Annotated in this window: 18 protein-coding genes; 8 read left to right on the plus strand and 10 right to left on the minus strand. The window is 65.3% G+C overall.

The genetic code is table 11. The features are described 5' to 3' along the window. Positions 1-216: 216 nt before the first annotated feature. From estP to thiI, 5 genes are all read right to left on the minus strand, one after another. On the minus strand, positions 217-2124 hold the full coding sequence (gene estP / locus IB256_RS12760; protein ID WP_192293271.1) for an esterase EstP: 1908 nt from the start codon (positions 2122-2124) through the stop codon (positions 217-219). A gap of 101 nt (positions 2125-2225) precedes the next feature. After that, a complete protein-coding gene (locus IB256_RS12765; protein WP_192402802.1) occupies positions 2226-3590 on the minus strand; it encodes a DUF3999 domain-containing protein in 1365 nt (454 codons plus the stop codon). Continuing rightward, positions 3587-7303, minus strand: a complete 3717-nt coding sequence (locus IB256_RS12770; RefSeq protein WP_192402804.1) for a DUF2339 domain-containing protein — start codon at positions 7301-7303, stop codon at positions 3587-3589. Before IB256_RS12770 ends, IB256_RS12765 begins: the two co-directional genes overlap by 4 nt. 201 nt (positions 7304-7504) lie before the next feature. Beyond that, on the minus strand, positions 7505-9325 hold the full coding sequence (gene typA, locus IB256_RS12775) for a translational GTPase TypA (RefSeq protein WP_138523659.1): 1821 nt from the start codon (positions 9323-9325) through the stop codon (positions 7505-7507). 170 nt (positions 9326-9495) lie between these two features. Then, entirely contained in the window at positions 9496-10950 is a 1455-nt protein-coding gene (gene thiI / locus IB256_RS12780) for a tRNA uracil 4-sulfurtransferase ThiI (RefSeq protein ID WP_192402806.1), read from the minus strand. Between the two features lie 331 nt (positions 10951-11281). On the opposite strand from thiI, the gene glnA reads away from it, so the two are divergent. Then, positions 11282-12691, plus strand: coding sequence for a glutamate--ammonia ligase (glnA, locus tag IB256_RS12785; protein ID WP_045215805.1), 1410 nt, complete (start codon positions 11282-11284; stop codon positions 12689-12691). Positions 12692-12811: 120 nt separating this feature from the next. After that, on the plus strand, positions 12812-13222 hold the full coding sequence (locus IB256_RS12790; protein WP_192293279.1) for a hypothetical protein: 411 nt from the start codon (positions 12812-12814) through the stop codon (positions 13220-13222). 12 nt (positions 13223-13234) lie between these two features. Here IB256_RS12790 and IB256_RS12795 read toward each other — a convergent pair whose 3' ends face one another. Beyond that, on the minus strand, positions 13235-15442 hold the full coding sequence (locus tag IB256_RS12795) for a mechanosensitive ion channel family protein (protein ID WP_192293281.1): 2208 nt from the start codon (positions 15440-15442) through the stop codon (positions 13235-13237). Positions 15443-15634: 192 nt separating this feature from the next. Between IB256_RS12795 and IB256_RS12800 the strand changes: the two genes are divergently transcribed. The 4 genes from IB256_RS12800 (at position 15635) to ntrC (ending at position 19492) form a co-directional block, all read left to right on the plus strand. After that, positions 15635-16183 carry a DUF4124 domain-containing protein gene (locus tag IB256_RS12800; RefSeq protein WP_192293284.1) on the plus strand — a complete coding sequence of 183 codons (549 nt, stop codon included), beginning with the start codon at positions 15635-15637 and terminating at the stop codon, positions 16181-16183. A 2-nt stretch (positions 16184-16185) separates the two neighbouring features. Further along, positions 16186-16776 carry a DUF4124 domain-containing protein gene (locus IB256_RS12805; protein WP_192293286.1) on the plus strand — a complete coding sequence of 197 codons (591 nt, stop codon included), beginning with the start codon at positions 16186-16188 and terminating at the stop codon, positions 16774-16776. Between the two features lie 206 nt (positions 16777-16982). Beyond that, the gene (gene glnL, locus IB256_RS12810; protein ID WP_192293288.1) at positions 16983-18059 is read left to right on the plus strand and encodes a nitrogen regulation protein NR(II); all 1077 of its coding nucleotides are present in this window, start codon (positions 16983-16985) and stop codon (positions 18057-18059) included. Between the two features lie 2 nt (positions 18060-18061). Then, positions 18062-19492, plus strand: a complete 1431-nt coding sequence (gene ntrC / locus IB256_RS12815) for a two-component system response regulator NtrC (RefSeq protein WP_138213866.1) — start codon at positions 18062-18064, stop codon at positions 19490-19492. Between the two features lie 325 nt (positions 19493-19817). Here ntrC and trmL read toward each other — a convergent pair whose 3' ends face one another. Next, the gene (trmL, locus tag IB256_RS12820) at positions 19818-20279 is read right to left on the minus strand and encodes a tRNA (uridine(34)/cytosine(34)/5-carboxymethylaminomethyluridine(34)-2'-O)-methyltransferase TrmL (protein WP_081515348.1); all 462 of its coding nucleotides are present in this window, start codon (positions 20277-20279) and stop codon (positions 19818-19820) included. A 52-nt stretch (positions 20280-20331) separates the two neighbouring features. On the opposite strand from trmL, the gene IB256_RS12825 reads away from it, so the two are divergent. Next, positions 20332-20730, plus strand: a complete 399-nt coding sequence (locus tag IB256_RS12825; RefSeq protein ID WP_225601728.1) for a hypothetical protein — start codon at positions 20332-20334, stop codon at positions 20728-20730. A 686-nt stretch (positions 20731-21416) separates the two neighbouring features. Here IB256_RS12825 and secB read toward each other — a convergent pair. Genes secB through IB256_RS12840 form a run of 3 tightly spaced genes read right to left on the minus strand, consistent with a single transcriptional unit; the run spans position 21417 to position 22615 of the window. Continuing rightward, positions 21417-21899 (minus strand): protein-export chaperone SecB, encoded by a 483-nt coding sequence (secB, locus tag IB256_RS12830; protein ID WP_017517171.1) that lies wholly within the window; start codon positions 21897-21899, stop codon positions 21417-21419. Positions 21900-21936: 37 nt separating this feature from the next. Next, positions 21937-22191, minus strand: a complete 255-nt coding sequence (gene grxC, locus IB256_RS12835) for a glutaredoxin 3 (RefSeq protein ID WP_045215790.1) — start codon at positions 22189-22191, stop codon at positions 21937-21939. Position 22192: 1 nt separating this feature from the next. Continuing rightward, the gene (locus tag IB256_RS12840; protein WP_045215789.1) at positions 22193-22615 is read right to left on the minus strand and encodes a rhodanese-like domain-containing protein; all 423 of its coding nucleotides are present in this window, start codon (positions 22613-22615) and stop codon (positions 22193-22195) included. Between the two features lie 145 nt (positions 22616-22760). On the opposite strand from IB256_RS12840, the gene gpmI reads away from it, so the two are divergent. After that, positions 22761-24296 (plus strand): 2,3-bisphosphoglycerate-independent phosphoglycerate mutase, encoded by a 1536-nt coding sequence (gene gpmI / locus IB256_RS12845; RefSeq protein ID WP_192293292.1) that lies wholly within the window; start codon positions 22761-22763, stop codon positions 24294-24296. The last annotated feature ends 54 nt before the right edge of the window (positions 24297-24350 follow it).

A 24350-nucleotide genomic window follows, 5' to 3' on the forward strand; every position in this document is an offset into this window, starting at 1 on the left:
GAAGATGGAAAAAATCAGGGCGCATTCTAGCGTGGAAACGACCGCGATGCCTCCTTGCGCAGAGGCTCGCCGAATGCTTGGAGCCCGCCACGCACGGGCAGTTCCCCAAAGGCGATCGGCCCCGCGACCTTCGGCCGCGCGGCGAGCGGTGCACTGGAAAGAAAGCGGGGTGACGGCCGCAACCGCCCGTCACCCCGCGACGCTCGGATCAGACGATCAGAAGTCCAGGCTCAGCGCCAGGTTGATGCCCTGGGCCAGGTCGTCGCTGCTGCGGTGCGCGCTGTAGCCGCCGCGCAGCGACAGCTCCGGGGTCAGCTTCTGGGCGAAGCCGATGGTGGCACGCTGCAGGTGGCTCTGCGGGGTGTAGCCCTGCAGGCTGAAGCCGACGTCCGGCAGGCTGGTGAAGTTCATCCCGACGTTCTGGGTGTCGTCGGCGTATTCGCGCTCCACGGCGACCTCGCCGAACAGCTGGGTGTCCTGGGACAGATCCAGCTTGCCCTGCAGGCCGACGCCGAGGCGGCGGGAGTAGCGGTTCTGCTCTTCAAAGGCCAGCGCGGTGGAGCGGCCGCTGTCCTCTTCGTAGCTGTCCACCTTCACTCGCGCCCAGTCGGCACTGACGAAGGGCGATAGGTGCCAGTTCTCGCCACCCTGGGCGATGTCGTAGCCCAGGCGGCCACTGAACGCCAGCAGGCTGCCGTCGGTATCGGCCTTCTCTTCGACCTCGTGGTTGATGATGGAGAACTTCCGATTGGCGTCCTCGTAGTCGAGCTTGCCGCCAGTCACGGACGCGTCAGCCCACCAGCGGTTCTGCTGGAACTGCACGAACAGGCTGCCCAGGTAACTGTTGAGCTTGTAGTCGGAGTCGTCGGAGCCCAGCTCCAGCTTCTGCCGGTAGAAGCCCAGCGAGCCGCCGACACGCCAGGCGTCATCGAGGCGGTAGCTGGTGCCCAGGGTCAGGTTGGCACCGTAGCCGGAGCCGTCGGCCGCGCTGTCCTGGTCGTCGTAGTCCAGGTGCTGTGCGCCCCCGGTGACGAAGCCGCGCCACTGGCCGGTGCCCTGCCAGTTTTCCCAGTCCGCCAGCCACTGGCTGCGAAGTTGGTCCTGGTAGGCGTTGTAGGTGCCCAGGGCCATTTCCGGCAGCATGGTCGCTTCCCATGGGGCGGAGAGCACCGAGTAGGCGTAGTCGGCGATCAGGCTCTGGCCGGCGATGGTCGGGTGCACGCCGTCGTTGAAGATCAGCTTGGTCGGATCGGGGTTGCTGCCGTGGCGGCCGTACACCGCGTTCTCGGGGCAGCTGTTGCCACTGAAGCAGGTGCCGATCAGGTTCTGGTCGGTGGCCAGGCCGTAGGCGCCCGGGTTGGCCAGTACTTCCTTGAACATCGCCGGGATGTTCAGCGGAATGACGTTGGCGTCGGAGGCGGCCAGCTGGCTGACCAGCTCCTCGTTGAAGATGCCCGACAGCTGGGTCCCGAAGGATTCCAGCGCGGTGCCGTTGGTGGCCGGGGTCTGGCCGAGGTCGGGCAGCAGCCAGACCATGATGTAGCGCGCCCCCGCGTTATGCAGCGCATCCACGCTATCCACCAGACGGCCGGCCGCAGCACGTGCGGTGGGGTCGTTGGTGATGCGCAGCTGGAGGAAGTCGTTGCCGCCGCCGGTGAGGTAGTACAGCGCGTTCGGGTCGGCGCGGTTGTTCACCAGGTAGCCATCACGGGTGCGGCTGGTGGAACCGGAAGTGACGACCGATCCACCGGCAGCGGTGATCGAGTCGTAGATCTGGTCGGTGCGGTAGCCGCCGACGGCCCAGTTGTTGCCGTCCACGGTGCCGGGGACCAGCGAGGTCGAGGGGTTCAGGTCGGTGCCACTGATACCCAGCTTGCCGCCCAGGATCATCGGCGCGGTGGGGCCGAAGATCTCGCCGCTGCCGTCCAGGTAGGTCGGGCCGACGCGGTTGGTGAAGCGGGTGCTGGCGCCGGCCGGGCCGCCGGCGTCGGCGAACTGTCCGGAATCGCTCAGGCTGTCGCCGAAGACGACCAGGGTGGAATACGGCGAAGGGGCTGCGGAGGCCTGTGTGGCAATGGCCAACGCGCACGCAGCCGCCAGCGGGGTGAGCGCCTTTCTGATCATTCTGCTACTCCATGCTTTGTTGTTATTTGGCAATCAGAACAAGCAAGACAGTATCAGAATTTCTACAGGCGACACCCCTATCTTGCGGCGATCCGCGTCGATCAGCTCGCCTGGCGGTTGCTCCGCAGCAGGCTCAGCGCCATCAGCGCGAGCAGGCCGACGCCCGCCAGCAACAACGCCCACAGGCCGTAGCGTTTCCAGTGGGTATCGGCTTTCGCGACATCGGCGGGCAATTGTGTCGCCGGCGCCTGAAGAGTGCCCTTGAGACGCGCCTCGCCCATGTTCGCCAGGCGCTTGGGCTCGTAGCCGGGCACCAGGGTGGTCAGGGGCAGGCTGCCATCGCTGAGCGAGCCGCTGCCCACCGCCAGTTCATAGGGCGCGCCGCCGCGGGCGAGGAACACCAGTTCGCTGGCGCGGACGCCCACGCTCAGGTGCGCCGTCGAACCGCCGAGGCCGCCGCCGCGCGAATCCACCTGCAGCCGCAGCTGGCCCAGGGTGGTGCCGGGCAGTTGCAGCTCCTCCTGGGTGATTTCGCCGCCCTGCCCCGGCAGGCGATACAGCACGCCACGTGCCAGCGGCGACCACTGCACATTACCGTCGTGGCGGCCGGAGATCACCACCGGCGCCAGGGTGTTGTCCTGCTGCAGGGGAATCCGCACGCGCTCTACCGGCAGCGCCAGCGGCAGGCTCCAGCTGAAATCGCCATTGTTGTCGGCCTTGGCCGCCAGCGGCTCGGACCAGAGCATCGGCACCGGCCCGCTACTGCTGCGGCTGCCACTGAGCGTGGCGCCGATCAGTTGTGCGGCCTGCTCCGGCGACTCCCACCACAGGCGCAGGTAGCGCGCCGTCTGGCCGGGCAGCGCGATGTCGTTCTGCTCGATGCGCTGGCCGTTGAAATCCAGCCGCGCCAGCTGCCCTTCCCCCAGGGAACGCCAGTGCTCCAGATCGTCACTGGCCTCGATGCGCAGGCGCTGGAAGCCGTCGCTGTCCGCCGTCCAGTCCAGCAGCAGGCGGTCCAGCGGCAAATCGCCGGAGCCGGTTTCCAGCAGCCAGCCGCGCAGTACCTGGGTCTTGTCCTGAGCAGGCGCGTTCGGAGTGATTTCGAGGATGGTGCCGGTGGTGCTGCGGACGATCTTCAGGTTGTCGCCGGCCGCGCTGCCGGAAGCACCGCGCAGCGGGAAGATGCGCGCCTGCACTTCGCTGCGCACCTCCTTCTCGCTGGCCGCGCTGGTGCGCAGGCTGTAGGGCAGCGCCTCGCCTTCGGCATTGAAGATGCGCACGTCTCGCAGGTCGCCATGGCGGGCCGCGAACAGCACCTCGATAGGCAATTGCACGCGGTACCACGGACCGTCGCCGGACACCTCCAGCGGAACACGATGGGCGAAGTCGGCCGGCGTGGGTGCGGCACTGGCCTGGTTGCCCGACAGGCAGGCACCTGCGAGCAGGACGAGGGTCTTGAGCTTCATGCGGAGGGTTGCTCCTGTTGCGGTTGCGCTTCGGGCACCGGCCGGCGCGGCGGCAGCGGCGCGAAGTAGCCGACGATCAGCATCAGCACGCCGACGCCGATGAAGGAAATGATGCGTTCCAGGCTGCCGCCGCTGGCGCGGTCGACGAGGAACAGCTTGATCACCACCACGACCAGCAGCACCGCACCGACCAGCCAGAAGTCGCGGCGGCCGCGCAGGTGCCCGGCGATCATCAGGCCCAGGGCGATCAGCGCCCAGACGATGGACAGCCCGGCCTGCACCAGCATGGACTGGCTCAGGGAGTCGAACTCGAACGGCACGCTCCCCCAGTGGTGCGCGGTGCGGCACACGGCCATGGTCAGCAGGGCGAACAGCGAAGCACCGAGCACCGCCTGCACCGGCAGGCGCAGGGTCGACTCGGCCACGCCCAGTTGCGGCAGGCCCAGGCGCGTCCACTGGAAGACCGCCGCCAGCACGATGAGCATGCCCAGCTCCAACGGGTTCACCAGCGGCAGGTAGGGCAGCGGGTCGGCCGCGCCGTTGCTGAACAGGTTGACCAGCCAGAACCAGCCCAGCAGCGCCAGGGCTACCGGGGCGGCGGCGATGGCGCGGTACTCGCGCTCGAAGGCCGCCACCGGCCACGGCAGGCGCGCGACTCCGCCCATGAGGATGAGGAACAGGCTCGGCACCAGCGCCCAGCCCAGCCAGCGCCAGGCGTTGTAATGCTCGGCCAGGGCGAAGAACAGGTAGCGCAGCTCCAGCGCCAGCACACCGAGGATCAGCCAGCAGCCCAGCACATGGGCTGCCTGTGCCGCACGGTGCGGCAGCAGTGCAGCGAGCCGGCGCAGGGTGAAGAAATGCACCGCGAACACCGCCAGCCAGCCGAGCCAGCCCAGTTCCGCCAACGGGTGGTATTGCAGGTTCCAGGCACTGGCCAGCGCCACCAACGACACCGGCACCAGCGCCAGGCACAGCAGCGCCAGCGCGCGCCATTGTTCGCGCCGCGCCAGCAGCGACCAGAGGCCGACGCTGGCCGCTGCCACCAGCAACGCCGTGTGTTCACGCATCTCGCTCGGCACGAATCGGGCGATCTCCCACAGTGCAGTCAGTGCCCACCAGCCGGCGCCCCACACCAGTAGAAGTTGCGACAGTTGCTCCAGGCCAAGGCCACCCAGCGCCAGGCTGCGCTCGCGCTCGCTGGCTCGGTGCAGTCGCCAGGCGCCGACCAACGCGGCCAGCGCCAGCACCGCCGGGGTCCAGAAGCCCATGTGCGCCAGCGGCCTCAGACCTTCACTGGGCAGGTCGCCGAACAGTGCGGAGCCGCCGAGCAGGAAGGCTCCCGCGCCGATCACCTGCAGCACCAGGCCGAAGACGAAGGCCGCGCGCTGCTGCAATTGCAGGCTCAGCCAGAGGATCAGCAGACCGCTGCCGGCCCAGACGGCGGCGGAGGTCTGCCAAGGCAGCACGAAGAGTACGGCGAGGTTGATGAAGGCCAGGCCCAGCAGCAGAACCACACTCAGGCCGAGCATCAGCCGGCGGTCGTCACGTACCAGTGAATCGCGCGAGGCGATGAGCATGGCGGCGATCAGCGCCAGGCCGATCAGCGAGGCAGTCACCAGCCCGCGCCATCCCGAGCCAAGCACACCACCGCCCTCCTGCGCGCCGTGCAGATGCAGGAGGAACACCGCACCGCCCAGCAATTGCACCGCAAAGGCGCAGGCCAGGAAGGTGCGCGAACGCAGGCGCAGCGCGGCGAACAGTGTCGCCAGCCCGGCGACGGCCCAGGTCATGGCCGTGCCGTCCGCCCCCATCAGCAGCGGCGCGATCAGGTAAAGGAATGCCAGACCGAAGGCCGCCAGCACCGGGCGGGCGTTCGGCTCCCAGCTGCGCAGGGTCTGCGCATCGGCACCGCGCAGATTCCAGAAGCTGAACAGCAGCGCTACACCGAGCATCAACGCGCCCAGCGGTGCGCCGTCGAGCAGCGTCAGCGACTGCGGGTCGGCACGCAGTTCGCCGAGGAAGGCCAGCGCGGCACCGATTTGCAACAGCAAGGCGAAAATCCGCGCCAGCGGCCGCTGCTGGCGCAAGCCGAGCCAGAAGATGCCGGCGCCTTCCACGGCCCAGGCGGCGGAGGTCCAGCGTGCGTCCAGACCCAGCGGGATCGCCAGCGTGCCGAACACCACGCCCAGCGCCAGGCAGGTTTCCACCAGCAGCAGCGCGCGGCCGGCGGTGCGCCCGGCCAGCAGGCGGGCAAGCACCATATAGAACAGACCCAGCGCCAGGGCGCTGAACGCCGCACCGAATTCGAGGTGCTGGATGATTCCGTACTGCAGGCCGAAGCCCACCAGCGGCGTGCCGAACAGCACGGTGCCGTCGACGTAGTCGGTCTGCCGCGCCGACCAGCGCAGCAGCGCCTCGCGGGAGTCGTCCTCCGGCGCGCCAGCCGCCTCGCGCAGGCGACGGCGGGCGAACAGCAGGCCGATGGCGACGTAGGTGAGGAAGAACAGGATCAGGAACGGCTCGGTCGTGCCGAACAGCTCCGGCTTGTATGACCGCAGCCCCCAGGCCAGGCCGATGCCGAAGGTGCCGAAGAAACCGATCAGGTTGAGCATGCGCCAGGCCTTGAACCAGGCGATGGCGAAGATGCCGGCGTTGAGCAGGGCGAAGTAGCTGAACAGCGCGACATGGCTGCCACCGCCGGTGGACGCCAGGATCGGCGCGGCGAAACCGCCCAGCGCCGCGGCGGCGGCCAGGCCCACGGCGTCCTGCAGGATGGCGAGGATCGCCGAGAACAGGGTGACCGCCACCAGCAGCACGAAGCCGGCTTTCGGGTCGATCAGCACTTCGCCATGGTTCATCGCCGGGTACAGCTTGATGCTGGCGAACACCGTCAGGTAGAGCACCGCGACGCCGGTACCCTGGAGTACCAAGGCATAGGCCGGGCGACGATGACGCAACCACCAGCCGAGCCCGAGCAGCGCCAGCGCGGCGGCGGCGGTGCCGATGTAAGGGCCTTGCGGCGGCATGGTCATGCCTTCGGTGGCGTAGCGCAGCAGGAAGGCCAGGCCGAGGAACAGCAGCACAACGCCGACGCGCAGCACGGTGTTGCCGCCCAGCAGCCAGTCGCGGGCGGCGCCGAAGGCGCGGTCGAACAGGGACGGCGCGGGCGGAGATGGTGGCAGCGGTGGGGCGGCAGGAGTCGGCTGCGGATGGGCCTCGGACTCCTCGGCGCGAGCCTGGAAGGCGGGCCTTTGCATCGGTTCGAGCACCAGGTCGGACCACTCGATGGGCTCTTCCACCCGCGCGGCAGCGGCAGCGGCCGGCGCCAGCTCGTCGGCGGGCAGCTCGATGTTCCAATCAAGCTCGGTGGCAGCGGGTTCGCTGACGGGTGCCTCGTCCTCGGGCTGGACTACGGTCGGCGCAACCGGCATTTCCGGTGCAACGTACTCGACAACGGCCGGCGGCGGCGTCTGCCCGCTCGCGCCACGTTCCACCTGCAGCAGCCGCTCATACAAGGCCTTGGTGCCCTGGTCGAAGCGCTCGCCAAAGGCCTTCAGCTCACCGCGAAGGCTGGCGTTCTCCCGCTGCAGGCTGTGCAGCGCGAAGGTCTGTCCCAGCGCGAGGCCAACCACCGCGCCCAATACCGCCCCGGTGATCGACTCGCCCGCAGCGGCGCCGATGACCAGGCCGACCAGCATGAAAATCCATTGCATGCTTTCGAATCCTTGAGGTTCTGTGCGAATCCATCCCGAACCGGGCAGCAAGGCCCGGCAGGCTGAGTATATCGGCCCAGTTCCCTGGCCTGCGTCCACTAACTCTCAGCTTCATCGAATCAGACGTCGGACACAGCCTTTCGGCTACGCAGAAACGAAAAAGCCGGGCAAATGCCCGGCTTTTCCTTGCTACCAGTCGAATCAGACCTTGGCGCGCTCGTAGCGCTTGCGGTCGTTCTCGTTGAGCATTTTCTTGCGCAGACGGATCGACTTCGGCGTCACTTCCACCAGCTCGTCATCAGCGATGAATTCCAGCGCCTGCTCCAGGGTGAAGCGGATCGGCGGAACCAGGGCGATAACTTCGTCCTTGCCCGAAGCGCGCATGTTGTCGAGCTTCTTGCCTTTGGTGGGGTTGATCACCAGGTCGTTGTCACGGCTGTTGATGCCGGCCAGCTGGCCTTCGTAGATCTCGTCGCCTGGGCCGAGGAACAGCTTGCCGCGGCTTTGCAGGGTTTCCAGCGAGTAGGTCAGCGCGGTGCCGGTGGCCATGGAAACCAGTACGCCGTTCTGACGGTTGGTCACTTCGCCTGCCTTGATCGGGCCGTAGTGGCTGAAGGTCGAGGTCAGGATGCCGGTACCCGAGGTCAGGGTCAGGAAGTTGTTACGGAAGCCGATCAGGCCACGCGCCGGAATGGTGTATTCCAGACGCACGCGGCCCTTGCCGTCGGGGATCATGTTGGTCAGATCGCCCTTGCGCAGGCCCATCTGCTCCATCACCGAGCCCTGGTGCTGCTCTTCGATGTCGATGGTGACGTTCTCGTAAGGCTCCTGCTTCTCGCCTTCGGCGGTCTCGATGATGACCACTTCCGGACGGCCTACGGCCAGCTCGAAGCCTTCACGGCGCATGGTTTCGATCAGTACCGAGAGGTGCAGTTCGCCACGGCCGGAGACCTTGAACTTCTCCGGGGAGTCTCCTTGCTCGACGCGCAGGGCCACGTTGTGCAGCAGTTCCTTGTCCAGACGGTCCTTGATGTTGCGGCTGGTGACGAACTTGCCTTCTTTACCGGCGAACGGCGAGTCGTTGACCTGGAAGGTCATGCTCACGGTCGGCTGGTCAACGGTCAGCGGCGGGCGCGCTTCGACGTTCTGCGGGTCGCACAGGGTGTCGGAGATGTACAGCTCGTCCATGCCCGAGACGCAGACGATGTCACCGGCTTCGGCTTCAGCGACTTCAACGCGCTGCAGGCCCGAGTGACCCATGATCTTCAGGATGCGGCCGTTGCGCTTGGTGCCGTCGTCGCTGATGGCCACAACCGGGGTGTTGGTCTTGACCTTGCCGCGGGCGATACGGCCGATGCCGATCACGCCGAGGAAGCTGTTGTAGTCCAGCTGGGAGATCTGCATCTGGAACGGACCGTCGACGTCGACTTTCGGCGCCGGAACGTGGTCGATGATCGCCTGGAACAGCGCGTCCATGTTGTCGTCCATCTTCTCGTGGTCCATGCCGGCGATGCCGTTCAGGGCACTGGCGTAGACGATCGGGAAGTCCAGCTGCTCGTCGGTGGCGCCGAGGTTGTCGAACAGGTCGAAGATCTGGTCGATGACCCAGTCAGGACGCGCGCCCGGACGGTCGATCTTGTTCACGACGACGATCGGGCGCAGGCCGGCCTTGAACGCCTTCTGGGTCACGAAGCGGGTCTGCGGCATGGGGCCGTCCTGGGCGTCGACCACCAGCAGTACGGAGTCGACCATCGACATCACACGCTCCACCTCACCGCCGAAGTCGGCGTGACCGGGGGTGTCGACGATGTTGATGCTGTAGTCATTCCATTTCAGGGCGGTGTTCTTCGCCAGAATGGTGATGCCACGCTCTTTTTCCTGGTCGTTGGAGTCCATCACGCGCTCGTTTTCCGCTTCTTTGCGGTCGAGGGTGCCGGACAGGCGCAGGAGCTTGTCTACGAGGGTGGTCTTGCCATGGTCGACGTGGGCGATGATGGCGATGTTGCGCAGTTTTTCGATCACAGTGTCAGTCTCGATAGTGAATCTTCGGCTGCCGTTTTCGGCAGCGGGGGCCGGGCCTTGGCGCGGCGGTGCAAAAGGTCAGGGCGTGAGCCTACGCACCGAATGTGTCGGGAGGTCGGTGGCGGATACTGCCGCCGAACAGTCCGGGCTGGCGGCGTTGGTCCGCGCCTTTATTGCGGACGGTAAACACGCACATTGGTGTGCCCTTCGTTGACCAGGTGGTGGGCGTGCAGGCGACTCATCACGCCCTTGTCGCAATACAGGAGGTACTGGCGATTGGGGTCCAGTTCCTTGAACTTGCTGTTGATCGCGTAGAACGGCATGGCCAGGACTTCGATGCCCTCGATGGCCAGCGGTTCATCTTCCAGGGCATCCGGGTGACGGATGTCCACCACGATCTGCCCGGCCAGCACTTCGTCGACCATTTCCACGGCCAGGTCCTTGCCCAGTTCGTCGATCACGCGGTCGACGGTCATCTGGGTGGAACGCTCCAGGGCGCGATCGAGCACGGCCATGTCGAACTTGGTTTCTTCGTGGTCGACGCGGTACGGCTTGGCCTGGGTGGTCGGGTTCACCGAGATCACGCCACAGTATTCTGGCATGTGCTTGGCGAACTCGGCGGTGCCGATCTTCGTCGCGGTGTCGATGATGTCCTGCTTGTGGCTGACGATCAGCGGGCGCAGGACCAGGGTGTCGGTCACCCGGTCGATCACCGAGAGGTTCGGCAGGGTCTGGCTGGAGACCTGGGAAATCGCCTCGCCGGTCACCAGCGCATCGATCTCCAGGCGCTCGGCTACGCGGCTCGCGGCGCGCAGCATCATGCGTTTCAGGGTCACGCCCATGTAGCTGTCGTCGACCTTGGTGAGAATCTCGCCGACCACTTCCTCGAAGGGCACGCTGACGAACAGCACGCGCTGGGAACTGCCGTACTTCTTCCACAGGTAGTGCGCGACTTCCATCACGCCCAGTTCGTGAGCACGGCCGCCGAGGTTGAAGAACACGAAGTGGCTGATCATGCCGCGGCGCATCATCTGGTAGGCCGCCACGGTGGAGTCGAAGCCACCGGACATCAGCACCAGCACCTGCTCCAGCGCGCCCAGCGGGTAGCCGCCGAGGCCATCGTGCTGGGCGTGGATCACGTAGAGGCGGTCATGGCGGATTTCCACGCGCACTTCCACTTCCGGGTTCTTCAGCGAGACGCCCGCCGCGCCGCAATGCTGGCGCAGGCCGCCACCGACGTAGCGCTCCACATCGATGGAGGTGAAGGGGTGCTTGCCGGCGCGCTTGCAGCGCATGGAGAAGACCTTGCCCGGCAGCTTGTCGCCGAAATGGGCCTTGCACTTCTCGAGGATGTCGTCGAAATCGCCCAGCGGGTACTCGTGCACTTCCAGGAAGTGGCCGATGCCCGGCGTGCAGGTCAGGCGCTCGATCATCTCCCGCAGGGCTTTCGGGTCGGTGACCTTGGTCTCGACCTCGAGGTTGTCCCACTCGCCTTCGACCAGCAGCTCGGGATCGAGATCGCGGAGCACCGTGCGAATGTTCTTCGCCAGCTGGCGGATGAAGCGCTTGCGCACCGGCCGGCTCTTGATGGTGATTTCCTGGAAGACCTTGACGATGAGTTTCATGCGGATCGGGCGATTGCCATGGGACTGAAAAAAAGGGGCGGAATTATATCCGAAATTGCTCAAGACTTGAGCAGAAATCGGAGACTTTCTTTTTGATGCACCAAAATGGACTGACGCACCACGATGGAGCACCAAAGCGGTGCACTATTATCGCGCAATTCTCTGCAACACCCGCTACACCCCGTGATTTCAGGGCCCCTGCCCGTTTACGGGCACTGGCACGCAACTTGCTCTCTTGTGAGGCAGGTTGCCCTGGCCGACTATGCCGGCCGGCATCACCCGTTACTGGGGCACAGAAAGCTCCCAGCTCTAATCCCTCCTGGAGGACAGCATGTCGTACAAGTCGCAACAACTGATCAAAGATCATGACGTGAAGTGGGTTGACCTGCGCTTCACCGATACCAAAGGCAAGCAGCAGCACGTCACCATGCCCGCCCGCGACGCGCTGGACGACGAGTTCTTCGAAGCCGGCAAGATGTTCGATGGCTCCTCCATCGAAGGCTGGAAGGGCATCGAAGCCTCCGACATGATCCTGCTCCCGGACGACAGCACCGCCGTGCTCGACCCGTTCACCGAAGAGCCGACCCTGATCATCGTTTGCGACATCATCGAGCCGAGCACCATGCAAGGCTACGAGCGCGACCCGCGCAACATCGCCAAGCGCGCCGAGGAATACCTGAAGTCCACCGGTATCGGTGACACCGTATTCGTCGGTCCGGAGCCGGAGTTCTTCATCTTCGACGAAGTGAAGTTCAAGTCCGACATCTCTGGCTCGATGTTCAAGATCTTCTCCGAGCAGGCTTCCTGGAACACCGACGCTGACATCGAGACCGGCAACAAAGGCCACCGTCCGGGCGTCAAGGGCGGCTACTTCCCGGTACCGCCGGTCGACCACGACCACGAAATCCGTACTGCCATGTGCAACGCCATGGAAGAAATGGGCCTGGTCATCGAAGTTCACCACCACGAAGTGGCGACTGCCGGCCAGAACGAAATCGGCGTGAAGTTCAACACCCTGGTTGCCAAGGCTGACGAAGTTCAGACCCTGAAGTACTGCATCCACAACGTTGCCGACGCCTACGGCAAGACCGTGACCTTCATGCCGAAGCCGCTGTACGGCGACAACGGCTCGGGCATGCACGTTCACATGTCCATCTCCAAGGATGGCAAGAACACCTTCGCTGGCGAAGGCTATGCCGGCCTGTCCGACACCGCCCTGTACTTCATCGGCGGCATCATCAAGCACGGCAAGGCCCTGAACGGCTTCACCAACCCGGCTACCAACTCCTACAAGCGTCTGGTTCCGGGCTTCGAAGCCCCGGTCATGCTGGCCTACTCGGCCCGTAACCGTTCCGCCTCGATCCGTATCCCGTACGTCTCCAGCCCGAAAGCCCGCCGCATCGAAGCGCGCTTCCCGGACCCGGCTGCCAACCCCTACCTGTGCTTCGCCGCTCTGCTGATGGCCGGCCTGGACGGCATCCAGAACAAGATTCACCCCGGCGATGCCGCCGACAAGAACCTGTACGACCTGCCGCCGGAAGAGGCGAAGGAAATCCCGCAGGTTTGCGGCAGCCTGAAAGAGGCGCTGGAAGAACTCGACAAGGGCCGTGCGTTCCTGACCAAGGGCGGCGTGTTCACCGACGAGTTCATCGATGCCTACATCGAGCTGAAGTCGGAAGAAGAAATCAAGGTGCGCACCTTCGTGCACCCGCTGGAATACGACCTGTACTACAGCGTCTGATCCACGAATACCTATAAATAGCGACAGCATTAAGGCCTCCTTCGGGAGGCCTTTTTTATTGCCGGCCGCATCGACCATGACTAGATTTCACTCCGACGCCACTACCCAGGAAGGGTTTCGATGCACCATTTGTCCCGAATTCTGCCCCTGCTGTTCTGCCTGCCGCTTTCCGCTCACGCGCAGACCGATTGCAACGATGTGCGAGATCGCGACTTGCAACGAATGTGCGAGGCGGTGAGGAGCGGCAGCATCACGGACTGCAACAGCATTGGCGACCGTGACCTGCGACGGTACTGCGAGGCGAAGGTTGCGCCCGACAATGGCAGGACCGATTGCAGCGACATCCATGACCGTGACACCAGCCGGCAATGCCAGGCCATCGTCACCAACAACCCCGGCGACTGCGAAAGCATTGATGACCGCGACATGCGCCGCACCTGTCGAGCGATGACCAGCGGCACCGCGGCTGATTGCGAAGGCATCGACGATCGTGACCTGCGCCGCACCTGCCGTGCGCTGAAGATGCCCTGAAGTCCGCCGGGATCAGATCCCGCCGTCTGCCGGCACGCCCGACTCCTCGTCGTCCTCGCGGCGCGATTTGCGCATGCGCGAGAGCTGCACGTTCAGGCGCGGCATGGAGAGCTCCAGCCCGGCCTTGTCGAGCTTCTGCCGCAGGCGCAGGTTGAAGGCACGCTGCACTTCCCACTGGCGGATCGGCGCGGTCTTGAAGCGGAAGCGCAGGATCGCCTGGCCGGCGTCGAAGCTCTCGATGCCCTGGATTTCCAGAGGCGACCAGATGGCGCGGTTGATGGTGCGGTCGCCGCGCAGTTCGCCGGAGACTTCCTTGACCAGCGCCAGCGCGTCATCGATCGGCATGCTTGCCGGCACCGGCCAGCGGAACATGGCGTAGCCGAACTGCCGCGAGTAGTTCTTGATGCTCTTGATCTCGCTGAACGGGATGGTGTGCACCACGCCATCCAGGTCACGCAGGCGTACCGTGCGGATGGTCAGCCCCTCCACCGTACCGAGGTGGCCACCTACGTCGACGTAGTCGTCGATGGACAGCGAGTCCTCGATGATGATGAACAGGCCGGTGATCAGGTCCGCCACCAGTGATTGCGCACCAAAGCCGATGGCCAGACCGATGACACCAGCACCGGCGAGCAGCGGCGTGACGTTCATGCCCATGTTGGCCAGCGCGACGATCAGAGCAATCACCGCGATGGTCACGAACAGCACGTTTCGGATCAGCGGCAGCATGGTCAGCGCGCGGGCGTTGGCGCTCTTCTTGCCGCCCAGGCCGAGGCTGTGCTGCACCGCAGTGTCGGTAAGAATCCAGACCAGCCAGGCAACCAGCAGGGTGGTACCAAAGCTGAACAGCTTGAGGCTGATCTGCGAGCCGTCGCCTTCGGCGAAACGCACCAGCGACATGCCCCAGACGCGCAGGCCGATCTCCAGGAAGAACAGCAGGCTGCCGATGTGTAGCAGCGTGTAGCCAAAGCTCTGCAACTGCTCGATATACGGCGCATGGCGACGCGCACCGCGCCGCGCGGAGCGCTGGTGGGCGCGGCGGATCAGACCGTTGACGGTCATCGCCACCACCGCAACGGCGGCGCAGACCAGGGCGCGGCGCAGGGCGTAGCTGCTGTCGCCGGCGGTGACGATGGTGGCGAACAGCGAGATGCCCACCAGCACCAGCACCGGCAGGAACCAGATCGAGCCGATCAGCTCCACCAGGTCGCTCAGGCCCCGGCGCTTGAGGCGACGCTCCAGCGGCTGGTTGCGGATCAGGTGGGCGATGGGCCGGCGGAACTGCAGGACGAACAGCGCGGTGAGCAGCGCGGCACAGATGTTCGCCACAGAACCGACAAACAGCGAGATGTTCATCCCCAGACTCTCGATGACGCGCGGGTCGTGCATCACTTCACCCAGCGCCGCGAGGCTGCCGATCAGCCAGAGCGGCCGGAAGGCGCGGCGGCGCAGGATATCCAGCGCGCGCATGCGGTGCGGGCCGCTGAGCAGCGACAGGGAGATCACGCACAGCGCGGAGAACAGCGTACCGCACACCAGGGTGTAGGCGATCACCATCGCCACCAGCTTGCCGAGCGAGCTGGGCAGCACCAGGGACAGGTAGACGGTGATCAGGAAGGCCACCAGCCAGGGACCGAGCTTGCGCAGGGCAAACAGCAGCAGGTCGCGGGTCTTGGGATGTTGCGGCAGCTCGCCCTCCAGGCCGAAGCGCTTGCGCATGCGCCCGGCGATCCAGCGCAGGCCGAGCGCGACGCAGGCCCAGATGAGGATGACCAGGGCGAAATCGAGGATCATCCCCGGCCATTCCGCCAGCGACGGGGTGCGGGCGTCGAGCTCAAAGCCGGCGCCCTGGAACAGTTCACTCCAGCGCACCACCGGGCTGTTGGCGCCCTCGAACTGGCGCTCCAGGCTACCCAGGGTATCGCCGATCAGACCGAGCACGCCGCCCTGGTCCTCGGAACTCTTCTGCGTGGCGTCGCGCAACTGCTTGAGCTTCTTCAGCAGGTCGGCGCGCTGCTGGTCGTTCTCCAGGGTCTTGATCACCTGGTTCAGCGACTGCTCCAGCTGGGCGTCGCTGACCTTCGCCTCGCCACCTCCCGTCACCCCGGCCAGCGGCCCGGGAAGCGCCGCCAGCGCGGGCCCGGCGACGGACAAGCCGAGGCCCAGACAGCACAGCAGCAGCCACTGACGAAGCAGGTAACGAATCGGACTCACAGGCATACCCCACCAACATGGACAATCACGCTTGCCGCATCATACAGACGCCGGCGCCAGGCTCGGACCCGTCCCGCGCAGGAAAGGTCCCCCACGAGCAGCAGCGCACAACGCGCGGCGCCCCGCTGAAAGACAATAGGCAACTTGCCAGCCGCCGTCGGCGGTGCAAGGCTTGGCATGACCATCCGGAGATTTTTCATGCGCCTGATCCTCACCGCCCTGCTGCTCGCCGCCGCATTGCCAGCCAGCGCGCAGATCTACAAGTACACCGACGCCAACGGCAAGACAGTGTTCACCAACCAGCCGCCGACCGATGTCGACGCCAAGCCCGTGGAGCTGCCGCCGACCAACACCGTCGGCCCGCAAGGCCCGGTCGCAGCGCCCGCCGACAGCGGCACTGCGACCCAGACCGCCACTCCCTACGCCATTCTTGCGCTGAGCAACCTGCCGGATGACGAGTCGCTACGGCAGAACAACGGCACCTTCATCGTCAATGTCGTGGTGCAGCCCGCCCTGGCAGGCGGCCATCTGCTGCAACTGGTGCTCGACGGCCAGCCCTACGGCGCACCGACCAGCAGCACCAGCATCGGCCTGCAGGAAATCGACCGCGGCGACCACACCCTGGCAGTCCAGGTGCTGCAGGGAAGCCGCGTGATCCAGGCCAGCGCGCCGGTGAGTTTCACCCTGCAACGCATCAGCACCAACAGTCCGCAACGGCCCAAGGTCCAACCCAGGACGGGCGGCTGACGATGCGCTATCTGGCGACTCTCCTGTCGGTGACCCTGTTGTCGGCGCTGTTCTGCCTGTCGGCCAGCGCCGAGGTCTACACCTACATCGACAAGGAAGGTAATCGCGTCTTCACCGATCAGCCGCCGCGCGGCAACGCGCAAAAGCTGCAACTGGCGCCGATCAACTCGCAGCCCGGCTCGCCCAACGGCGTGCGCATGCCGCCGCCGCTGTACGCGCCGGCCACGCCCGAGCTGCCTCCCGGCCCGCCGGCCTACCAGCTGCTACGCATCATCGTGCCGGAGCCTGACGCCACCGTGCGAGCCAATGACGGCGCACTGATCGTCTCCGCCACCAGCGACCCGGCCCTGCTGCCCGGGCATCTCTACCGCCTGCTGCTGGACGGCAAGCCCGTGGGCGAGCCCGGCCGCAGCCCGGTGTTCCCGCTGAACAACATCGACCGGGGCACCCACCAGCTTTCGGTAGAGATCATCGACACCCTCGGCCGAACCATCGAGCAGACGCCCAGCCAGCCCTTCCACATGTTCCGCGTTTCCGTGGCCGAATCGGCCGATCTGGACACTTCCCACCCGCTCGCTGCCGCCGACCGCTGACGCGGCGTGCAGCCAGGCGCAAATGCACCATATCGGTGCATACGCCTGCACCACTTTCTATACTCTCCCCATTTCGGGTCACTTCCGCTGGCCGGATCGACCTCCTGCGCACCGCAAATCAGCGCGATGCCGCGAAATACGCGTCTTTTCAGGGCCTGGTTTGCTTTTTGCATTTTCCCGCACAGTCTTGGGACATCTCTTACGCCATGCCTACAGAAACCCAGCTCCGCCTGTTGCTCGACAACCTCACCACGGCGGTGATCCTGCTCAATGCCGAGCTGCGCCTGGAGTACATGAACCCGGCGGCGGAAATGCTGCTGGCAGTCAGTGGCCAGCGCAGCCACGGGCAATTCATCAGCGAGCTGTTCACCGAATCGCCCGAGGCGCTGCAGTCGCTGCGCCAGGCAGTGGAAGAGGCGCATCCCTTCACCAAGCGCGAGGCGAGCCTGACCTCGCTGACTGGCCAGACCATCACCGTGGACTACGCGGTGACGCCGATCCTCGACCGCCGCGACACCCTGCTGCTGCTGGAGGTCCACCCGCGCGACCGACTCCTGCGGATCACCAAGGAAGAAGCGCAGCTGTCCAAGCAGGAAACCACCAAGCTACTGGTGCGCGGCCTGGCCCACGAGATCAAGAATCCGCTGGGCGGCATTCGCGGCGCGGCGCAGCTGCTTTCCCGCGAGCTGCCAGAGGAATCGCTCAAGGACTACACCAACGTCATCATCGAAGAAGCCGACCGCCTGAGGAATCTGGTGGACCGCATGCTCGGCTCCAACAAGCTGCCGCAGCTCTCGGTGACCAACGTCCACGAAGTGCTGGAACGCGTCTGCAGCCTGGTGGAAGCCGAGACCCAGGGCACCATCCCGCTGGTGCGCGACTACGACCCGAGCATTCCTGACCTGCTGATCGACCGCGAGCAGATGATCCAGGCCGTGCTCAACATCGTGCGCAACGCCATGCAGGCGATCTCCGCGCAGAACGAACTCAAGCTGGGGCGCATCACCCTGCGCACCCGCACCCTGCGCCAGTTCACCATCGGCCACACGCGTCATCGCCTGGTGTGCAAGGTGGAGATCATGGACAACGGCCCGGGCATCCCGGCCGAACTGCAGGACACCATCTTCTATCCGATGGTCAGCGGGCGTGCCGACGGCACAGGCCTGGGCCTCGCGATTACCCAGAACATCATCAGCCAGCACCAGGGCTTGATCGAATGCGACAGCCATCCGGGCCACACCGTATTCAGTCTGTTCCTGCCCCTGGAACAAGGAGTGCATTGACCATGAGCCGATCAGAGACCGTCTGGATCGTCGACGACGACCGCTCCATCCGCTGGGTACTGGAAAAAGCCCTGCAACAGGAAGGCATGAACACCGTCAGCTTCGACAGCGCCGACAGCGTGATGAGCCGCCTGGGCCGGCAGCAGCCGGACGTGATCATCTCCGACATCCGCATGCCCGGCTCCAGCGGCCTCGACCTGCTGGCGCAGATCCGCGAGGTACACCCGCGCCTGCCGGTGATCATCATGACCGCGCACTCGGACCTGGACAGCGCCGTGGCCTCCTACCAGGGCGGGGCATTCGAATACCTGCCCAAGCCTTTCGACGTCGACGAGGCGGTCTCCCTGGTCAAGCGCGCCAACCAGCACGCCCAGGAGCAGCAAGGCCTGGAAGCGCCGGCCAACCAGACGCGCACCCCGGAAATCATCGGCGAGGCGCCGGCGATGCAGGAGGTGTTCCGCGCCATCGGCCGCCTCTCGCACTCCAACATCACCGTGCTGATCAACGGCGAGTCCGGCACCGGCAAGGAACTGGTCGCCCATGCCCTGCACCGCCACAGCCCCCGCGCGGCGTCGCCGTTCATCGCCCTGAACATGGCGGCAATCCCTAAGGACCTGATGGAGTCCGAGCTGTTCGGCCATGAGAAAGGTGCCTTCACCGGCGCGGCCAACCAGCGCCGCGGCCGCTTCGAGCAGGCCGACGGCGGCTCGCTGTTCCTCGACGAGATCGGCGACATGCCAGCCGACACCCAGACCCGCCTGCTGCGCGTACTGGCAGACGGCGAGTTCTACCGCGTGGGTGGCCACACCCCGGTGAAGGTGGACGTACGGATCATCGCCGCAACTCACCAGAACCTGGAAAACCTGGTGCGCGAGGGCAAGTTCCGCGAGGACCTGTTCCACCGCCTGAACGTCATCCGCGTGCACATCCCGCGTTTGGCCGACCGCCGCGAGGACATCCCCGCGCTGGCCCGGCACTTCCTCTCCCGCGCGGCGCAGGAACTGGCGGTGGAGCCCAAGCTGCTCAAGCCGGAAACCGAGGAATACCTGAAGAACCTCGGCTGGCCGGGCAACGTGCGCCAGTTGGAGAACACCTGCCGCTGGATCACCGTCATGGCTTCCGGCCGCGAGGTGCACATCGATGACCTGCCGCCGGAGCTGATGACCCAGCCGCAGGACAGCGTACCGGCCGCCAACTGGGAGCAGGCCCTGCGCCACTGGGCCGACCAGGCGCTGGGCCGCGGGCAGTCCAGCCTGCTGGATACCGCGGTGCCGGCTTTCGAACGGATCATGATCGAGACCGCGCTCAAGCACACCGCCGGCCGCCGCCGCGATGCCGCCGTGCTGCTGGGCTGGGGCCGCAATACCCTGACCCGCAAGATCAAGGAACTGGGCATGAAGATCGACGGCCCGGATGACGACGGCGAGGACTGAAGTCCTTCCACGAGAAAGGGGCCAGAAGGCCCCTTTTTTCTTGCGCGACGCTCTCCAAAAAAGGCCCTGGCCCAAGGGCTACGCAGGCTGAACGCGGTCATATCCCGGCAACATCTATCCCCAGAATCTGTGGATAACACTGTGCACGGAACGGGGAAGGAACGTGCTACAGCCCAGAGCACGCGCGGTCTGGAGGTTTGCGTGGTTTCTGTGCAGGAATTTCCGGCTTGCCCACATCCACTGTGTGCCCGCCTGTGGATAAGCTTGGGGCAACCCGCTGCGCTCCCCGCCTGGCGCGGGATTGCGAGAATTGATCAGAAAACGCTCAATCCATCGCGAAGCCGTGCTGACGCCAGGCTTCGTAGACGGTCACAGCCACGGTGTTGGACAGGTTCAGGCTACGGCAGCCAGGACGCATCGGCAGGCGCACGCGCTGTTCCGGTGGCAGGGCGTCACGCACTTCTTCCGGCAGGCCACGGCTTTCCGGGCCGAACAGAAAGGCGTCGCCGCGCTCATACGCCACTTCGTGGAACGGCTGCGAACCCTTGGTGGTGAAGGCGAACAGGCGCGGCTGGCCAAGCTGCTCCAGGCACTCTTCCAGGCTCGCGTACCGACGCACGCTGGCGTACTCGTGGTAATCCAGCCCGGCGCGACGCAGGCGCTTGTCGTCCAGCTCGAAGCCCAGCGGCTCGATCAGGTGCAGGCTGCAGCCCGCGTTGGCGCACAGCCTGATAATGTTGCCGGTGTTTGGGGGGATTTCCGGTTGAAAAAGGATTACGTGGAACATGCAGCGCTCCGAGCCTGAGAACGGCGGGCATTCTACCCCCGCCAAGGAGCAAATGCGGCCCAGGCCCTGGTTGAAGGTGCTGGTTTCGCTGTGCGTGCTCGGCCTGCTGCTGGGCCTGATGCTTGGCCGGCTGGTGAATCCGCCACACGAGGGGCCTCCGCAGATCCTTGCCGTAGAGCCTTCCGCCGATGGATTGGTAGTCACTCTGGACGCGCAGCCCGCCGTTCGCGCCGGCCATCTGGACGGCGCGCTGGCCGTGCAGATCGACGCCAGCGGCAACGCACGCCAGGGCCAGTTGCGGATCGGCGATGCGCCGGTGCGCTGGAAGCTGGAGCCAAGGGAGCGTGGGGTTCTGCTGACGCTGCTGTCGACCCGGCGCCTGCAGGGTACCTGGGACAGCACCGAGGTCGGGGGCCGGTGGCGCCTGACCATCAGCGCGCGGCCCGAATAAAAGCGGGGTTTTCCCGGCCTGCCTGGTCCGGGGCCCCGAAGCGGGAAGCGAACCCTCCGAAAGGAGGCTCGCGGGCATAAAAGAGGGGTTTACCCGGCCTGCCTGTACCAGGACCCCTAACGGGTGCGCGGTGCGCCGTGGCGCGCCTGCGGGCATAAAAAGGGGGCTTTCCCGGCCTGCCTGTACCAGGACCCCCGAACCGGCTGCGACGGCCACCGCCTCGGGCGGCACGCTCGCAAGTTGTAAAAGAGGGGTTCCCCAGCCTGCCTGTACCGAGGCCCCTGAAATCGCTGTTATCAGGGGTATTGCAGAGGGCGTGCCAAGATTGCTCGAAGGGCATTATGCCTCGCTCAAAAGCCCCCTCCGACGGCCTGAAGGCCGCGAAACCAGAGGTCTTCAGGAATATCGTCAGGCGTGCGAAGTGACTCCCGCCAGCGTCTACACCGGGTACTTCAGGGCCTCCCCGCCGCGACGTTCGCTGCGCCCTGCTAGTGCGCATGCACCAAACTTGAACGCGCCTCCCTTACCCACAGCAACCCTGAGCAACTGCTGGAACAGCCTGTGGATAAGCGTGCCTGAGCCCGGAGCCCCGTGGCACGCGCAACTCTGATCAAAATTCGATCAACACCGAATCGCAGGCAAAGAAAAAGGCGCCCGAAGGCGCCTTTCTCGTTCGGCGTCAGTGTTTACTGGGCCGGGATCTCGCCGGATGCCTGCATGCGGGCGATTTCCTGCGCGTACAGCGCATCGAAGTTCACCGGGGACAGCATCAGCGCCGGGAACGAACCGCGGACAACCAGGCTGTCCAGGGTTTCACGGGCGTACGGGAAGAGGATGTTCGGGCAGAAGGCGCCCAGGGTGTGGCTCATGCTGGACGCGTCCAGGCCCTTGATCAGGAAGATGCCAGCCTGCTGCACTTCAACGATGAAAGCGGTTTCCTCGTTGTTTTTCACGGTCACCGAAACGGTCAGGACCACTTCGTAGAAGTCGCCATCGAGCTGCTTCTGACGGGTGTTGAGGTCCATGGCGATGCTCGGCTGCCACTCCTGACGGAAGATTTCCGGAGCCTTGGGGGCCTCGAAGGAGAGGTCGCGCACGTAGATGCGCTGCAGCGAGAACTGCGGGTTGTTGTCTTGTTCGGCTGCGCCGTTGCTGGCTTGTTCAGTCATTTCGGGACCTTCTTGTGCATCGTTTCAGAATGAGGAATTACGCCGAGAGCAGCGTATCCAGCTTGCCCGCGCGTTCCAGCGCGTAAAGATCGTCGCAGCCGCCGATGTGGGTTCCGTCGATCCAGATCTGCGGCACTGAAGTCCGACCCGCCTTGCTGGCCATCTCGGCGCGCACGCCAGGCTTACCGTCCACGGAGATTTCCTCGTAGGCGACGCCCTTCTTGTCCAGCAGGGCCTTGGCGCGGATGCAATAAGGGCACCACGCGCTGGTGTAGATCAAGGTCGACGACATCTCACTTCACCAGGGGCAGGTTATCGCCACGCCAGCTGCCGATGCCGCCGGAGAGCTTGGCGGCGGTGTAGCCGGCCTTCTGCAGCACGCTGCACCAGGTGCCCGAATGCTGGCCCATGCCGTCGACCACGATGATGGTCTTGGCCTTGTGTTTGTCCAGTTCGCTCAGGCGGGCGTTCAGCTTGTCCGCCGGGATGTTCAGGGCGCCGACGATATGGCCGGTGGCGAACTCCTTGGTCGGGCGGATATCCAGCACCACGGCCTGCTCGGCGTTGACCATGGCGGTCAGCTCGCGGGTGGACAGCGCGCGGCCGCCCTTGCGCATTTCGTGCAGGGCCAGCAGCACCAGCAGGATGACCAGGGCACCGACCAGCAGGTAGTGGTGGGTGGCGAATTCGATCAGACGAGGAAGAAACGAAGACATGCGCAGGACATCCAGACGTAAAAATGCCGGCCAGTATACACGCGCGTATCTGACGGCTGAACCCTGCCAATCATGGCGTCTGTCGGCACCAACCGGTAAAATGTCGGTCCTTTTCTGACCCCTATTCTCGGAAAGAGCCGTACCTATGACTGCAACGCGCAAACCGCTGGTCCTGATCATCCTGGACGGCTTCGGCCATAGCGATAGCCCTGAATTCAACGCCATCTACGCCGCGAAGAAGCCCAACTGGGACCGCCTGCTGGCCAGCCAGCCGAACGGCCTGATCTCCGGCTCGGGCATGGACGTCGGCCTGCCCGACGGCCAGATGGGCAATTCCGAGGTAGGCCACATGAACCTGGGCGCCGGCCGCGTCGTCTACCAGGACTTCACCCGCGTCACCAAGGCCATCCGCGACGGCGAGTTCTTCCAGAACCCGGTGCTGACCGGTGCCGTCGACAAGGCCGCGGGTGCCGGCAAGGCCGTGCACATCCTCGGCCTGCTCTCCGATGGCGGCGTACACAGCCACCAGGACCACCTGATTGCCATGGCCGAGCTGGCCGCACAGCGTGGCGCGCAGAAGATCTACCTGCACGCCTTCCTCGACGGCCGCGACACCCCGCCCAAGAGCGCCGAGCCTTCGCTGAAGCTGCTCGACGACGCCTTCGCCCGCATCGGCAAGGGCCGCACTGCCAGTATCATCGGCCGCTACTTCGCCATGGACCGCGACAATCGCTGGGACCGTGTCGAAGCCGCCTACAACCTGATCACCGACGGCACCGCCGAATTCACCGCCGACACCGCCGTGGGCGCACTGAACGCCGCCTATGAGCGCGGGGAGAGCGACGAATTCGTCAAGGCCACCCGCATTGGCGAACAGGTGCGCGTGGAAGACGGCGACGCCGTGGTCTTCATGAACTTCCGTGCCGACCGTGCCCGCGAACTGTCGCGCGCCTTCGTCGAGCCGGGCTTCAAGGAGTTCCCGCGCCAGCGCGAGCTGCACCTGGCCGAGTACGTGATGCTTACCCAGTACGCCGCAAGCATCCCGGCACCCAGCGCGTTCAAGCCCGAATCCCTGGACAACGTCCTGGGCGAGTACCTGGCCAAGAACGGCAAGACTCAGCTGCGCATCGCCGAAACCGAGAAGTACGCCCACGTGACCTTCTTCTTCTCCGGCGGCCGCGAAGAGCCGTTCGAAGGCGAAGAACGCATCCTCATCCCTTCGCCCAAGGTCGCCACCTATGACCTGCAGCCGGAAATGAGCGCGCCGGAAGTCACCGACAAGATCGTCGACGCCATCGAGAACCAGCGTTTCGACGTGATCATCGTCAACTACGCCAACGGCGACATGGTCGGCCACACCGGCGTATTCGAGGCCGCAGTGAAAGCCGTCGAGTGCCTGGATACCTGCGTCGGTCGGATCGTCGAGGCGCTGGACAAGGTCGGCGGCGAAGCCCTGATCACCGCCGACCACGGCAACGTCGAGCAGATGGAAGACGCGATGACCGGCCAGGCGCACACCGCGCACACCTGCGAGCCGGTGCCTTTCGTCTACGTCGGCAAGCGCAAGGTCAGCATTCGCGAGGGCGGCGTGCTCGCCGACGTGGCCCCGACACTGCTGAACCTGATGGGTCTGGAACAGCCCAAAGAGATGACCGGCAAATCGATCGTCACCCTCCTTTAAGGACGACGATTGGGCGGGAACGTGAGCCATCTCCCGCCGGTCAGAGCAAACGCC

Source organism: Pseudomonas sp. PDM17 (genome assembly GCF_014851985.1).
Taxonomy (GTDB): domain Bacteria; phylum Pseudomonadota; class Gammaproteobacteria; order Pseudomonadales; family Pseudomonadaceae; genus Pseudomonas.